Annotated in this window: 15 protein-coding genes; 6 read left to right on the plus strand and 9 right to left on the minus strand. The window is 71.8% G+C overall.

Features of this window, described 5'->3' with window-relative positions; translation table 11 throughout:
* Positions 1-1,056, minus strand: coding sequence for an S-adenosylmethionine:tRNA ribosyltransferase-isomerase (locus EFK50_RS03385; RefSeq protein ID WP_123226132.1), 1,056 nt, complete (start codon positions 1,054-1,056; stop codon positions 1-3).
* 1 nt (position 1,057) lies between these two features.
* Positions 1,058-1,756: an SDR family NAD(P)-dependent oxidoreductase gene (locus EFK50_RS03390; protein ID WP_123226133.1), complete on the minus strand. Its 699-nt coding sequence runs from the start codon at positions 1,754-1,756 to the stop codon at positions 1,058-1,060.
* Positions 1,757-1,839: 83 nt separating this feature from the next.
* Here EFK50_RS03390 and soxR point away from each other — a divergent pair, with 83 nt between their 5' ends.
* The 3 genes from soxR (at position 1,840) to aroF (ending at position 3,971) form a co-directional block, all read left to right on the plus strand.
* On the plus strand, positions 1,840-2,295 hold the full coding sequence (gene soxR / locus EFK50_RS03395) for a redox-sensitive transcriptional activator SoxR (RefSeq protein ID WP_123226134.1): 456 nt from the start codon (positions 1,840-1,842) through the stop codon (positions 2,293-2,295).
* 112 nt (positions 2,296-2,407) lie between these two features.
* Complete coding sequence (locus tag EFK50_RS03400; protein ID WP_123226135.1) at positions 2,408-2,863, plus strand: DUF4190 domain-containing protein; 456 nt, start codon at positions 2,408-2,410, stop codon at positions 2,861-2,863.
* A 61-nt stretch (positions 2,864-2,924) separates the two neighbouring features.
* Positions 2,925-3,971 carry a 3-deoxy-7-phosphoheptulonate synthase gene (gene aroF, locus EFK50_RS03405; protein WP_123226136.1) on the plus strand — a complete coding sequence of 349 codons (1,047 nt, stop codon included), beginning with the start codon at positions 2,925-2,927 and terminating at the stop codon, positions 3,969-3,971.
* Between the two features lies 1 nt (position 3,972).
* On the opposite strand, the gene EFK50_RS03410 is transcribed toward aroF, so the two are convergent.
* From EFK50_RS03410 to EFK50_RS03420, 3 genes are all read right to left on the minus strand, one after another.
* On the minus strand, positions 3,973-4,860 hold the full coding sequence (locus tag EFK50_RS03410; protein ID WP_183407676.1) for an Ig domain-containing protein: 888 nt from the start codon (positions 4,858-4,860) through the stop codon (positions 3,973-3,975).
* A 98-nt stretch (positions 4,861-4,958) separates the two neighbouring features.
* Complete coding sequence (locus EFK50_RS03415) at positions 4,959-5,957, minus strand: threonine aldolase family protein (protein WP_123226138.1); 999 nt, start codon at positions 5,955-5,957, stop codon at positions 4,959-4,961.
* A gap of 12 nt (positions 5,958-5,969) precedes the next feature.
* The gene (locus EFK50_RS03420; RefSeq protein ID WP_246004016.1) at positions 5,970-7,322 is read right to left on the minus strand and encodes a class II 3-deoxy-7-phosphoheptulonate synthase; all 1,353 of its coding nucleotides are present in this window, start codon (positions 7,320-7,322) and stop codon (positions 5,970-5,972) included.
* Between the two features lie 108 nt (positions 7,323-7,430).
* Between EFK50_RS03420 and EFK50_RS03425 the strand changes: the two genes are divergently transcribed.
* Positions 7,431-8,363 (plus strand): NADP-dependent oxidoreductase, encoded by a 933-nt coding sequence (locus tag EFK50_RS03425; protein WP_123226140.1) that lies wholly within the window; start codon positions 7,431-7,433, stop codon positions 8,361-8,363.
* Between the two features lie 3 nt (positions 8,364-8,366).
* On the opposite strand, the gene EFK50_RS03430 is transcribed toward EFK50_RS03425, so the two are convergent.
* Positions 8,367-9,818, minus strand: coding sequence for an APC family permease (locus EFK50_RS03430; protein ID WP_123226141.1), 1,452 nt, complete (start codon positions 9,816-9,818; stop codon positions 8,367-8,369).
* 84 nt (positions 9,819-9,902) lie between these two features.
* The gene (locus tag EFK50_RS03435; RefSeq protein WP_123226142.1) at positions 9,903-10,940 is read right to left on the minus strand and encodes a 6-phosphofructokinase; all 1,038 of its coding nucleotides are present in this window, start codon (positions 10,938-10,940) and stop codon (positions 9,903-9,905) included.
* A 66-nt stretch (positions 10,941-11,006) separates the two neighbouring features.
* Here EFK50_RS03435 and EFK50_RS03440 point away from each other — a divergent pair, with 66 nt between their 5' ends.
* On the plus strand, positions 11,007-11,831 hold the full coding sequence (locus tag EFK50_RS03440; RefSeq protein WP_123226143.1) for a DUF1028 domain-containing protein: 825 nt from the start codon (positions 11,007-11,009) through the stop codon (positions 11,829-11,831).
* A 12-nt stretch (positions 11,832-11,843) separates the two neighbouring features.
* Positions 11,844-13,325, plus strand: a complete 1,482-nt coding sequence (glpK, locus tag EFK50_RS03445; protein WP_123226144.1) for a glycerol kinase GlpK — start codon at positions 11,844-11,846, stop codon at positions 13,323-13,325.
* Between the two features lie 7 nt (positions 13,326-13,332).
* Here glpK and EFK50_RS03450 read toward each other — a convergent pair whose 3' ends face one another.
* Positions 13,333-14,202 carry a hypothetical protein gene (locus tag EFK50_RS03450; protein WP_123226145.1) on the minus strand — a complete coding sequence of 290 codons (870 nt, stop codon included), beginning with the start codon at positions 14,200-14,202 and terminating at the stop codon, positions 13,333-13,335.
* Positions 14,189-14,647, minus strand: a complete 459-nt coding sequence (locus EFK50_RS03455) for a CinA family protein (RefSeq protein WP_123226146.1) — start codon at positions 14,645-14,647, stop codon at positions 14,189-14,191. The genes EFK50_RS03450 and EFK50_RS03455 overlap by 14 nt, the downstream gene beginning before the upstream one ends.
* Between the last annotated feature and the right edge of the window lies 1 nt (position 14,648).

Here is a 14,648-nt window from a genome sequence, read left to right on the forward strand (position 1 = left end):
TCACGGCAGCAGCAGCGCGGTGTCGCCGAACTCGTGCCACTGGTACCCGTGCGCCACCGCCTCGTCGTAGGCCCGCTGGCTGAGCTCCCGGCCGGCGACGGCCTCGACGAGCAGCAGGTGCGAGGCCTGCGGGTCGTGCCAGCCGGTGACCAGCCCGGTCACGATCCGCGGCGGGTGCAGCGGCGTCACCACCCGGTCGGTCCACCCCGACCTCGCGACCACCCGATCGCCCTCGACCGCGGACTCCAGGGCCCGGGTCACCGTCGTACCAACGGCGACGATCCGTCCGCCGCCGGCCCGGACCGTGTTGACCAGCCGCGCCGTCGTCTCCGGCACCTGGTACCGCTCGGCCTGCGGTGCCTCGCCGGCCTCCTGGCTGGACACCCCCGTGTGCAGGGTCACCGGGGCGATCGTCACGCCGCGGGCCACCAGGTCGGTGACCACCCGCGGCGTGAACGGGCGCCCCGCGGACGGCATCTCCGCGCTGCCCGGCCTGGTCCCGAAGATGGTCTGGTAGGCACTCAACGGGTACCGGCGCGGCAGGTAGCCGTAGGCGATCGGGCGGCCGTGCGCGGCCAGCCGGTCCGGCAGCGGTCCGCTCACCGACGCCCGCCAGAGGCGGTTGCCGTGGCCGGTCGGCGACGACCCCGTGCGCGGGTACGGCGCCACCAGGTCTACCACCACCGAGCCCGCCAGGAAACGGTCCCCCGGCGCCGCGTCGAGGATCGCCCGCTCGGCCGACGGTGCGGTGCGCACCTCGACCACCCAGGTGCCGTCATCGAGCGGCGTGGCCAGGTGCAGCACCACGGGGCCGGCGCCGAGCCGCTCGGCGTCCAGCTCGCCGGCGACGGTCGCCGAGTCGTTGACCACCACCAGGTCCCCGGGCTCCAGGTACGACGCCAGGTCGCGCACCCGGGCATGGCTCACCCCGTCCGGGCCGGCCACCAGAAGGCGGACCGCGTCTCGCTCCAGCCCTCGCGATTCGGGCGGCGCGGGCGCGGTGGCGTCGGCGGGGCTGGAGAACACGGTGCTGGGATGCTCATCGAGGATCCGCATCTCACACCGCCGCCGGCACCGGTACGTCGGCCGCGCGGTAGCGGCCCGACGCCGGGCGCGTCGCGAGCAGCGCCAGCAGGTGCGGTACGACGGACTCGGGCTCGGGCCGGTCGGAGATGTCCTCGTCGGGGAACGCGTCGGCGTGCATCTGCGTCCGCATGTCCCCGGGATCCACCGCGTACGCCGTGATCGCCGGATTCTCGGCACCGAAGGTCAGCACGACGTGGTCGAGGCCCGCCTTCGAGGCGCCGTACAGGCCCCACCCGGGGTAATGCTCGACGGCGGCGTCCGAGGAGATCCCGACCAGGATGCCCTCGCCGGCGACCAGGTCGTCGAGCAGCTGGGTGGTGAGCACCAGCGGTGCGCCGATGTTGTGCCGCCAGACGTGCTGCAGGTCGTCGACGGTCACGTGGGCCAGCGCCGGCAGCGGGGTGCTGCCGGAGACCGGACCGAGCGTGCTGGCGTTGTGCACCAGCAGGTCCAGGTGCCCGTGCAGCCGCACGGCGGCGACCAGGCGGAGCCGGTGCTCGGTATCGGTGATGTCGCCGGGAACGGCGAGGATCCCGGGACGATCGGCCGCGGCCGCCAGGCGATCCGGGTCCCGGCCGTCGACGATGACGGTCCAGCCGTTGTCGGCCAGGGCGTGGGAGAGGGCGCGGCCGAGTCCGGCGGACCCTCCGGTGACGAGTGCGACAGGCATTTCTGCTCCTTGATGGATGGGCTCTGTCGTGACATCGTTCAAGTTCAAGTCAACTTGAAGTCAAGGCCTTTCTGGAGATTGCGATGGATCGTCACGACGTGCTCGCCGTCAGCGAGGTGGCCCGGCGCAGCGGGTTCGCCGCCTCCGCGCTGCGCTACTACGAGGACCAGGGCCTGATCGAGGCGCACCGCAGCGCCGGCGGCCAGCGGCGCTACGAGCGCAGCGTGCTCCGGCGGCTCGCCTTCATCCGGGCGGCGGTGAACATCGGCCTGAGCCTGCAGGAGATCCGCGAGGAGCTGGACACCCTCCCCCGCTCCCGCACCCCGAACAAGGCGGACTGGCAGCGGATCTCCCGGCACTGGCGCACCCGGCTGGACGACCGGATCGCCGCGCTCGAACGGCTCCGCGACGGGCTGGACAGCTGCATCGGCTGCGGCTGCCTCTCGCTGCAGCGCTGCGCGTTCTCGAACCCCTCCGACATCGCCGGTACGGCGTCCCCGTCCCCCGGCGCCGCCTACCTCCCCGCCGTCCTCCGCTGAGTAGGCCCTTTTCGCCCGTTGAGTGGGCCCTTCCGGTCCGTTGAATCGTGCGTCGGTGCTCCCCTTCCGGCGCTGTCGCTGGGATACTCGATCACCGACTCAGGAGGGCACCATGAGCGAACAGCCGCCGCAGGACCCCGGACCGCAGCCGCCGCAGGAACCGTGGCAGGTGCCGCCCCCGCAGTACGGCGGCCAGTACCCGCCCCAGCCCGGCCAGTACCCGCCCCAGCCCGGCCAGTACCAACCGCAGCCCGGCTACCAGATGCCGCCCCCGACTCCGGGCAATGCGACCGCAGCCCTGGTCCTCGGCATCGCCGGGCTGATCATGTGCCCGCTCATCCTGTCGATCCCGGCCTGGATCGTCGGCCGGAACGCGGTGAAGCAGATCGACGCGTCCCAGGGCCAGCTCGGCGGTCGCTCGATGGCGAACGCCGGCTACATCATGGGGATCATCGGGACGATCCTCGGCATCCTGGCCATCATCGCCATCGTGGTGGTGATCCTGGCCTTCCCGGACAGCTGCACCAGCACCAGCACCGACACCTCCTTCAGCTTCAACTGCAGCTGACCTCCGTCTCGCCAACCGAAATCACTGTCCGCCGATTGGACGCTGGAACTACGCTCTGACCATGGTTGTGGTGATGGCTCCAGGGGCCACCGACGAACAGATCGCGCACGTCACGCAACGCGTCGAAGGCGTCGGCGGTCAGGCGTTCGTGAGCCGCGGTGTCGTCCGCACCATCATCGGCCTGGTCGGCGACATCGAGTCCTTCCACGGCCTGAACCTGCGCAGCATGGCCGGCGTCGCCGACGTGCACCGGATCTCCGACCCGTTCAAGCTGGTCAGCCGGCAGCACCATCCGGACCGGTCCACGGTCTGGGTCGGGCGGATCGGCAGCCAGGTCCCGATCGGCCCGGACACCTTCACGTTCATCGCCGGCCCCTGCGCCGTCGAGACCCCGGGCCAGACGCTCGAGGCCGCCGAGATGGCCAAGGCCGCCGGCGCGACCCTGCTCCGCGGCGGCGCGTTCAAGCCGCGGACGTCGCCGTACGCGTTCCAGGGCCTGGGCATCAAGGGCCTGGAGATCCTGGCCGACGTCCGGGAGACGACCGGCCTGCCGATCGTGACCGAGGTCGTCGACGCCCGCGACGTGCCGGTGGTCGCCGAGCACGCCGACATGCTCCAGATCGGCACCCGCAACATGGCGAACTTCGGCCTCCTGCAGGCCGTCGGCGACGCCGGCAAGCCGGTCCTCCTCAAGCGCGGGATGACCGCGACCATCGAGGAGTGGTTGATGGCGGCCGAGTACGTCGCCCAGCGCGGCAACCTCGACGTGGTGCTCTGCGAGCGCGGGATCCGGACCTTCGAGCCGAGCACCCGCAACACCCTGGACATCTCCGCGGTGCCGGTGGTGCAGAGCATCAGCCACCTGCCGATCATCGTCGACCCCTCGCACGCGGGCGGGCGCAAGGACCTGGTGGTCCCGCTCTCCCGGGCCGCGATCGGCGTCGGCGCGGACGGTGTCATCGTCGACGTGCACCCCGACCCGGAGAACGCGCTCTGCGACGGACCGCAGGCGCTGCTCGGCACCGAGCTGCGCGAACTGGCTCAGGCCGTCCGGACCATCCCGCCGGTCGTGGGCCGGGTCGACGCTGGCGAGCGCGTACGCCGCTGAATCAGCTCACGACCAGCGTGTAGGTGTGCCGGTCGGTGCCCCCCGCGTCGAAGAAGTCGTGCGAGGCCATCACCGTGAACGTCCAGGAGCCGCTCTGCTTCGGGACACCGGAGATGACGCCGCTAGCCGACAGCTTCAGGCCCGGAGGGAGCGCTCCCTCGTCGATCGTCCAGGTGACCTTGCCGATTCCGCCGGCGACCTTCACCGGAGCCGAGTAGTAGGCGTTGCGCTTGGCCTGCGGCAGCGTCGCGGTGGTGATCTCCATCGTCCGCACCTCGATCTGGTACTGCCGGACCGCAGTCCGCCCGGTCGAGTCGGCGACCTGCACCGTGAAGGTGCGGGTGCCCGGGAACAACGCCACCGCGCCGCCGATCTTGCCGTCCTGGGTGATGGTCTTGAAGAACGGCAGGCTGCCCTGGACGATCGACCAGGTGTACGGCTTCTTGCCGCCGGCCACCTTGAGCTGGGTGACCGGGTAGGTCTTCCCCTGGTAGATCGTGCTCGGGATCGTGGTCGTGGTGATCTGCATCGGGCCGACGGCGAGGTCGATCACCGCGGTCGCCGACTGCCGCGGGTTCGCGGTGTCGTGCACCCCGACGGTGAAGACCGCCGGGCCCTCCTGGGTCGGAGTGCCGGTGATCCTGCCCTGCGCGCTCAGCTTCAGCCCGCTCGGCAGGGTGCCGCTGACCAGCGACCAGACCCGGCCGAAGTTGCCACCGGTCGCCTTCAGCGTGGCCGTGTACGGCGCCAGCACCGGAGCCGTCGGCAGCGTGCTCGACGTGATCACCAGTGGGGCCGGGGCGGCGACCGCCGGTGAGCCGAACGGGAACGCCAGCACCACGCCGGCGAGCAGGGCAGTGAGAACGGAGCCGAGCAGCCGAGACTTCATCGAGACCACCTGAGACCTGGGAGGGGTGGGGCCGGCGACTAGCGAAACCGGCTGGTTCTGCATCGTAGGACGCCGGAGCCGGGCACCGGAAGAGCTGACTAGGCCAGGACCTCGGCCAGAATCGCTCCGGCACGCTCGGCGTCCTCGCGACTCACGTCGAGGTGCGTGAGCAACCGGACCCGGCGCGGACCCACGGCACCGATCCGGACGCCGCGCTCGGCCGCCGCGGCGACCACCTCGGGCGCCGACGGGACGTCCAGCACCACGATGTTCGTCGGCACCGTGCTCGGGTCCACCCCGCAGGCCGCGGCGATCAGGCGCGCGTTCGCGTGGTCCTCGGCGAGGCGGTCGATGTTGTGGTCCAGGGCGTACTGACCGGCCGCCGCGAGGATCCCGACCTGGCGCATCCCGCCGCCGAGCCGCTTGCGGCGGATCCGGGCCTGCTCGATCGCCTCCGCCGAGCCGAGCACCACCGAGCCGACCGGAGCCCCCAAGCCCTTGGAGAGGCAGACCGCCATCGTGTCCGCGATCGCGCCGTACTCCGACAGGGCGGTCCCGGTGGCTACGTGCGCGTTCCAGATCCGGGCACCGTCCAGGTGGATCGCGCAGCCGACCTCGTCGGCCCAGGTCCGGAGAGCGCGCAGGTCGTCGAGCGGCAGCACCGTGCCGCCGGCGAAGTTGTGGGTGTTCTCGACCGAGACCGCTGCCGTTCGGACGAAGTAGGTGCCCATGTCGGGGGCGTACAGGTCCTGGATCGTCGGCAGGTCGAGCTGCCCGTCCGGCTCCACCCAGGTGCGGCTGGTGATACCGGTGAACGCGCCGTGCGCGCCGAGCTCGGCCCGGACGATGTGCGCCCGCGACTCGCAGAGGATCTCCTGGCCCGGGCTGACCAGGGCCGCCACCGCGAGCACGTTGGCCATCGAGCCGGTCGGCGTGAACAGACCGGCTTCCTTGCCGAACATCGCCGCCACCCGCGCCTCGAGCGCGGTCACCGTCGGGTCCTCGCCGTACACGTCGTCGCCGACCTCGGCGCTCGCCATCGCCTGCCGCATGCCGGGCGAGGGTTTGGTCAGGGTGTCGGAGCGCAGGTCGATCATGCGCTCATCCTGTCAGGCCTTTCGGAGCATTTCTGCGACCAGGAACGCCAGCTCGAGCGACTGCACCCGGTTCAGCCGCGGGTCGCAGACCGACTCGTAGCGGTTGCCCAGATCCATCTCGGCCAGGTCCTCGAGCCCGCCGACGCACTCGGTGACGTCGTCGCCGGTGAGCTCGACGTGGATGCCGCCGGGCCAGGTGCCCAGCGAGCGGTGCACGTCGAAGAAGCCCTGGACCTCGTCGGTCACGTCCGCGAGGCTCCGGGTCTTGTAGCCGGAGGACGCCTCGTAGGTGTTGCCGTGCATCGGGTCGGAGACCCACGCCACCTGCAGCCCGGCCGCCTCGACCTTCTCCACCAGCGGCGGCAGCAGGTCGCGGATCTTGCCGGCACCCATCCGGGTGATGAAGGTGAGCCGCCCCGGGGTGTTCTCCGGGTTCAGCTTCTCCGAGAGCGCGATCGCGTCGTCCGCGCTGGTCGTCGGGCCGAGCTTCACGCCGATCGGGTTGCGGATCTTGCTGAGCAGCTCGACGTGCGCGCCGTCGAGCTGGCGGGTGCGCTCACCGATCCAGACGAAGTGGCTGGAGACGTCGTACGGGAGGTCGGTGCGGGAGTCGATCCTCGTCATCGCGTGCTCGTACTCGAGCACCAGCGCCTCGTGGCTGGAGTGCATCTCGACCCGGTGGAACTCGTCCGGGTCGGCACCGATCGCCTTCATGAAGGTCAGCGCCCGGTCGATCTCGTTGGCCACCGCCTCGTAGCGGCTGCCGACGGCCGACCCCTGGACGAAGTCGGTGTTCCAGGCGTGCACCTGGCGCAGGTCGGCGTACCCGCCGGTGGTGAAGGCGCGCACCAGGTTCAGCGTGGAGGCCGACGAGTGGTAGACGTCCACCAGCCGCTGCGGGTCGGGGATCCGGGCCGCTTCGGTGAACTCGAAGCCGTTGACCGCGTCGCCCCGGTACGCCGGCAGGGTCACGCCGTCGCGGGTCTCGAAGTCCGAGGACCGCGGCTTGGCGTACTGGCCGGCGAACCGGCCGAGCTTCACGACCGGCACCGACGCGGCGTAGGTCAGCACGACCGCCATCTGCAGCAGCACCCGGAGCTTGTTGCGCACGTTGTCCGCGGTGACCCCGTCGAAGGTCTCGGCGCAGTCGCCACCCTGGAGCAGAAAGGCCTCGCCCCGGGTCACCGCAGCGAGCTTGTCGGTCAACCGGTCGCACTCGCCGGCGAAGACCAGCGGCGGGTAGGAGCGCAGCCGGGCGACGGCGGCGTCCACCGCTGCGGCGTCCGGGTACGACGGCTGCTGCGCCGCACCGAGGGCGTGCAGGGCCGCAAGATCAGGGATCGCGGGGTTCAAGGGGTCAACCACCGGACAAGCCTACGTCCCCGGGCGGTGGCACCCACAATCGGCGGCCGAGGGGACTCATCGCCGCGACACACCGGGAATAGCACCCGACACGCCGGGGTTCAACGGCCCATGGCGACCATCGTGCAAGCAATCGCGTTCGGCGGACCGGAGAACCTGACGACTGCGGAGGTCGAGCCGGCTGCTCCTGGCCCCGGCGAGGTCCGGGTCGAGGTCCGCGCCGCCGGGGTCAACCCCATCGACCTGAAGGTGTACGGCGGCGCCATGGGAGCCGATCCGGCGAACCTGCCGATGCGGCTCGGGTTCGAAGCCGCCGGGGTGATCACCGAGATCGGCCCAGGAGTCGATCAGAACGTCGGCGACGAGGTGATCGCGTTCCGGATCAGCGGTGCCTACGCCAGCGAGGTCGTCGTTCCGGCCACTGCCGTCGTACCGAAGCCGGCGTCGCTGGGCTGGGCCGAGGCCGGCGGGCTGATGCTGACCGGCGCGACCGCCGTGCACCTGCTCACCGCTACCGCGGTCGGCGACGGCGACACCGTGCTCGTGCACGGCGGTTCAGGCGGGGTCGGCCTGATGGCGATCCAGCTCGCGGCCCTGCGCGGCGCCCGGGTGATCGCGACCGCCAGCCCCCGCCGGCACGCCGCCCTGGAGAGCCTCGGCGCCGAGCCGGTGACCTACGGCGACGGACTGCTCGAACGCCTGCAGGCGATGGCTCCCGAGGGCATCGATGTCGCTCTCGACCTGATCGGCACCGACGAGGCCCTGGAGACGTCGCTGGCGCTGGTCGCCGACCGGGACCGGATCGCGACGATCGCGAACTTCGGGTCCGCGCCGACCGCGGGCGTCAAGGTCCTCGGCGGCGGCCCGGGCGCCGACCCGGGGACCGAGGTCCGTGCGAACGCCCGCCCCGAGCTGGCGCGGCTCGCCGGCGAGGGCACGCTGCTCGTCCAGGTCGGGGCGACGTACCCGCTGACCGAGGTCGCCGAGGCGCACCGGCTCCTGGCGGCGGGACGCGCCGACGGCAAGGTCGTGCTGCTGCCGTAGGCGTCAGTCCCCCAGGTTGCTGACGTCCTCGAATTCGCTGGTCTCCCCGGCCGCCCGGTTCAGCACGAACGTGACCAGCCAGAGCAGCACCCCGACGCCGAGCATGCCGGCAGCGATCTTGTACTGGATCATGTCCGCTTCGAGCCGCGCCCACGGGCCGAGCAGGTAGAGGCAGGCAACCGCGCCGACGTACGGGGCGAACCTCGGTGCCACGAACCCGCCGGGAGCGGGCGGGTCGCGCCGGAGCACCAGCAGGGCGACGTTCACGACCGCGAACACGGCGAGCAGCAGCAGCGCCGTCGTACCGGAGAGCGCGCCGACGACGCTGTTCTCGGCCTGGAGCCGGACCACCACGATCAGCGCGAGCGCGAGCGTGGTGGTGAAGACGATCGCGGTCCACGGCGAGCGGCGCGCCGGAAGCACCTTGCCGAGCCCGCGCGGGAGCACCCCCTGGTTGGCCATCCCGTAGACGAGCCGGCTCGCCATCAGCATGTTGATCAGCGCGGTGTTCGCGACCGCGAACACCGTCATGAACGGGAAGATCTTGTCGATCGGGATGTCCGGCGCCCCGATCCGGACGACGTCGAGCAGGATCCCGGCCTCCGGGTCCTTGGGCGTCAGGATCTCGCCGGCCGGGATCACCGCGACCACCGAGACCGCGACCAGCATGTAGATGATCACCGCGATGCCGAGGCCGGTGAACATCGCCCGCGGGAAGATCCGGCCCGGGTCCTTGGTCTCCTCGACCATGTTGACCGAGTCCTCGAAGCCGACCATCGCGAAGAACGCGATCGCGGTCGCGACGGTGACCGCGGCGAACAGGCCCTTGTCGTGAGGGCTCTCGAAGACGGTGATCCGGTCGAGGTCGCCGTTCCCGTTCGCGATCGCCACGAACCCGATCACGATCACGATCGCCAGCGCCGAGATCTCGATCAGGGTGAGGACGACGTTGAACTTCACGCTCTCGCCGACACCGCGCAGGTTGATCAGCGCGAGCACCACCATGAACCCGAGCGCGACCGCCATCGTCGCCCCGTCCCCGGTCGGCACGCTGTCGATGCCTTCGTTCAGGCCGAGCAGGAGGTTGCTGGCCAGCAGGCCCGAGGACGTCGCCGCGCTGGTGATGCCCGAGCAGACCACGGTGAACGCCACCAGGAACGTCACGAAGTGCACCCCGAAGGCCTTGTGGGCGTAGAGCGCCGCCCCGGCCGCCTGCGGGTGCTTGCAGACGAGCTCCAGGTAGGAGCAGGCGGTCAGCGTCGCGACCGCGAACGCCACCAGGAACGGGAGCCAGGCAATGCCGCCGACCTGTCCCGCCAGCCGCCCGGTGACCGCGTACACGGCGGCGCCCAGGATGTCGCCGACGATGAAGAGCAGCAGCAGGCCCGGGCCGATCACCCGCTTGAGGTCCGACTCCGGTCCGTTCACGTCCTGGTCATCGGCGGTCGTGGACAAAGGGTGCCTCCTCGGCGTGCGGTGGCGTGACGAGTGCGGTACTCCGTTCTACCGTGATCCGCGCCCCGTTGGACAGGGGCGGGCTCAGCCGAAGAAGACTTCGGCTTCGGCGTACTCCTCCGGCGACACGAGCTTCAGCTCGGCGGTCCCCTCGCTCAGCGGCACCCGGACGATGCTCGTCCCGCGCAACGCCATCATCGTGCCGAAATCCCCGTCGTGGACCGCCCCGATCGCCTGGAGGCCGAAACGGGTCGCCAGCCACCGGTCGAACGCGGTCGGCGTCCCGCCGCGCTGGATGTGCCCGAGGACGACGGCCCGCGCCTCCTTGCCGGTGCGGGCCTCGATCTCGTTCGCCAGCCGCTCGCCGATCCCGCCGAGCCGGACGTGCCCGAAGGCGTCCTTCTCCCCCGTCAGCAGCGTCATGCCGCTGTCGTCCTCGGCCTCGATCGGCACCGCACCCTCGGAGACGACCATGATCACCGCGTACTTCGTCTCGAACCGGGTCTCGACGTACCGGCAGACCTCCTCGATGTCGAAGGGCCGCTCCGGGATCAGCACCACGTTCGCTCCCCCGGCGATCCCGGCGTGCAGCGCGATCCAGCCGGCGTGCCGCCCCATCACCTCGACCACCAGGACCCGGTGGTGCGACTCCGCGGTGGTGTGCAGCCGGTCGATCGCCTCGGAGGCGATGTTCACCGCGGTGTCGAAGCCGAAGGTGAAGTCGGTGCCGGACAGGTCGTTGTCGATCGTCTTCGGGACCCCGACCACCTTCACGCCGAGGTCGTGCAGCTTGGTCGCCACCCCGAGGGTGTCCTCGCCGCCGATCGCGATCAGGGCGTCCACCCCGGCCGCGGCCAGGTTCGCCTTGATCTGCTCGACACCCCCCTCGATCGAGAACGGGTTGGTCCGCGACGATCCGAGGATGGTCCCGCCGCGCGGCAAGATCCCGCGGACCTGGTCGATCCCCAGCGGCATCGTCAGCCCCTCGAGCGGGCCCTTCCAGCCGTCGCGGAAGCCGACGAACTCGTCGCCGTACTCCTTCACGCCCTTCCGTACGACGGCCCTGATCACAGCGTTGAGCCCGGGGCAGTCGCCGCCTCCGGTGAGTACTCCGACGCGCATCTGACTCCCTCATTGGATCGTTCAAGTGACGCTGGCCACACTAGCCAAGGTCGCTAGGGTCTGGCCATGACCTTCTCGATCGTCGGCCGCGACGGCACCAGCTGGGGTGTCGCGGTCGCCTCCAAGTTCCTCGCCGTCGGCAACGCCGTACCGGCCGCCGTCGCGGGTGTCGGCGCGCTCGCCACCCAGGCCGACGCCAACGTCGCCTGGAAGGGCATCGGGCTCGCCCTGCTCGACGAGGGCGCCACCGCCGAGGTGGCACTGGACCGGATGCTCGAGGAGGACGACAAGCGCGACCACCGCCAGCTCGGGATCGTCGACGTCGACGGCGGTGCCGCGTCCCACACCGGCAGCGCCTGCTTCGACTGGGCGGGCGGGATCGTCGGCGACGGCGTCGCGATCCAGGGCAACATCCTGACCGGCCCCGAGGTGGTCGAGGCGATGAAGGTCGCCTGGGACGCCGGCGCCGGCGAGCAGCTGAGCAGGCGCCTGCTGGCCGCGCTGGCCGCGGGCGACGCCGCCGGTGGCGACAAGCGCGGCCGCCAGTCCGCCGCGCTCCTGGTGGTCAGTGACGGAGCCGGGTACGGCGGTATGGACGACGTCGCGACCGACCTCCGGGTCGACGACCACCCCGAGCCGATCACCGAGCTGGGCCGGCTCCTCGACCTCAACGACCTCTACCTGACCGCCTCCACCGAGGAGGAGCGCGTCCCGGTCACCCCGGAGCTGGAGTCCGAGATCGCCGCCCTGGTCGCGGCCGCGGGGCACCCGAACCTGGCCGCGTGGGTCGGCACCGAGAACTACGAGATGCGGGTCGCCGAGGACGGCAGTTGGATCGACACGCGCGTGCTCGACCTCCTCCGGGAGCACCGCCCGGGTGCCACCGACTGACAGGATGCCGCCATGAGCAAGAGCGTGCTGTCCATCGACGCGGGCACCACCGGCGTGACCGCGGTGATCGTGACCGCCGAGGGCACGATCGCGGCCAAGGGCTACCAGGAGTTCGCGCAGCACTTCCCGCGCCCCGGCTGGGTCGAGCACTCCCCCGAGGAGATCTGGCAGGCGACCATCGAGTCCACCCGCGCCGCGCTGCGGGCCTGGGGCGGAAAGCCCGCCGACCTCGCCGGCATCGGGATCACCAACCAGCGCGAGACGGTGCTGCTCTGGGACCGCGAGACGCTCGGCTCGCCGCGGCGAGCGATCGTCTGGCAGGACCGGCGTACGACCGAGATCTGCGAGCGCCTCAAGGCCGCCGGCCACGAGGAGCGGGTGGCCGAGCTGACCGGGCTGCGGCTGGACCCCTACTTCTCCGGGACCAAGCTGGCCTGGCTCGCCGAGCACGAGCCGAACACCTGGGCACTGGTGGAGTCCGGCCGGTACGCGATCGGGACGGTCGACTCCTACCTGATCGCCCGGATGACCCGCGGCACCTGGCACGTCACCGACGTCTCCAACGCGTCCCGCACGCTCCTCTTCGACCTGGAGCGCGGCGCCTGGTCCGACGAGCTCTGCGCGCTCTTCGGCGTCCCCCGCGACGCGCTGCCGGAGGTGGTCGACAACTGGGGCGAGCTGGCGCGCACCGACCCGCGCTCGTTCCTCGACCTGGACCTGCCGATCGCGGGCATCGCCGGTGACCAGCAGTCGGCGCTCTTCGGCCAGACCTGCTTCGACGTCGGCGACTCCAAGTGCACCTACGGGACGGGTTCGTTCATCCTCACCAACACCGGTCACGAGGTCGCCCGCTCGGACGCCGGGCTGCTCTCGACGGCCGGCTGGCGCTCCCCCGACGGCCGGATCACCTACGCGCTCGAGGGCGCGATCTTCGTGACCGGAGCGGCCGTGCAGTGGCTGCGCGACGGCCTCCAGATCGTCGGTACGGCGGCGGAGACGGCCGCGATCGCCGCCACCGTCGACTCGACCGACGGGGTCGTGTTCGTCCCGGCGCTGACCGGCCTCGGCGCCCCGCACTGGGACCCGCACGCGCGCGGGGCGATCCTGGGCCTGACCCGCGGCACGACCCGGGCGCACATCGTCCGGGCGACCCTGGAGGCGATCACCTACGAGGTGCGCGACGTCATCGACACGATGCCCGCGCTGACCTCGGTCGCGGTGGACGGCGGCGCCGCCGCGAACGACCTGCTCTGCCAGCTCCAGGCCGACCTGCTCGGCGTACCGGTCGAGCGGCCGAGGATCGTCGAGACCACCGCACTCGGGGCCGCCTTCATGGCCGGCCTCGGCACCGGGGTCTGGGACAGCACCGACGCCCTGCGCGAGACCTGGCAGCTCGACCGCGCGTTCGCACCCGACCCCCGCGCCGCCGACCGGACCGCCGCCGCCTACGCCCTCTGGCTCAAGGCCGTCGAGCGCGCCAAGAACTGGGCCTGAACCCGATTCACCGGAGCTTCGCCAGGGCCTGCTTCGCCTCGTCCAGCGCCTGCTCCGCCTCGGCTCGGGCTTCGGTGAGCTCCTCGAGTTCTGCTTCGGCTTCCTCGATGTCCTCGTCCAGGCGATCCACGTCGTCCTCGATTCCGGCCAGCCGGCGGCGGAGCTCGTCGATCTCCCCGCCGAGCTGCAAGCGGCGCGCCTGAAGCTTCTCCTCGCGCGCCGTCGCGTGCTGCACCTGCTCGTCGGCCGCCGCGACGGCGAGGACCGCCTCGTCGACCTTCTCCTGCGCCGCCTCCAGCCGGATCCCGTCGTCCGGTACGACGTGCAGCACCGGCGGCGCCGGCTCCACCACCTCCGCGCGGTACCCCAGCGCATCGGGCAGCGCGCAGACCGCGGCCACGTCCAGGTCGGAGACCCCGGTCGAGGTGAACGCGGTGACGACCAGCCCGGACCGGACCACGTCGGCGGCCACCGGGTCCAGCATCGCCGCGGTCAGCATCCCCTCGACCTGGTCCGCGACGGCGGACGTCAACCGGGCCTCGTGCTCACGGGCCAGCCGGGAGGCGGTCGTGGTCAGCGCGGCGGTGAGCTGACGGCGCTGCCGGGTCAGGGTGCGCAGCTCCTCGCCGTCCAGCGACTCCGCGGCCGCGCGCAGCGAGGCGGCGAGCTCCAGGACCTGGTCGATCTGCTCGGCCTCCCGCCGTACCAGCAGGTTGACCGCCCAGGCCGCCAGCGACGGCTTCTTCAACGCCTTGATCCTGGCCGCCGCCTCCTTCGAGCCGGACGCCTTCGCGGCGGCGTCCCGGGCGGCGGTGAAGGCACCCACCGGCTCGCCGTACAGCCGGTCGGCCAGCGCCAGCAGCTCAGCCGAGGACATCGAGCAGCGCCTCCAACGCGGCGTGCGCCGCACCGTCCCGGACGGCGCCCCGGTCGCCGTCCAGCGCCAGCCGGTGCACGGTCACCCCGTGCGGCCCGGCCAGACCGACGTACACGGTGCCGACCGGTTTGTCGTCCTGCTTCTCCGGTCCGGCGACCCCGGTCGTCGCCAGCGCCCAGTCGACGCCGAGCAGCTCCTGGGCACCGCGGGCCATCTGCGAGGCGCAGTCCGCCGAGACCACCTGGGCCGCGGTCACGCCGAGCACCTGGCGCTTGACCCGGGTCGCATAGCTGACCACCCCGCCCGCGAAGGTCGCCGAGGCACCCGGGGTGCCGCTGAGCAGGTCGGCCAGGCCGCCTCCGGTCAACGACTCCGCACAGCCCACCGTCTCACCGCGAGCGAGCAGCGCCTGGTGCACCCGGGCGGCGAGGTCCTCAGAGGTCATG

The sequence above is a fragment of the Nocardioides marmoriginsengisoli genome (genome assembly GCF_003725695.1).
Taxonomy (GTDB): domain Bacteria; phylum Actinomycetota; class Actinomycetes; order Propionibacteriales; family Nocardioidaceae; genus Marmoricola; species Marmoricola marmoriginsengisoli.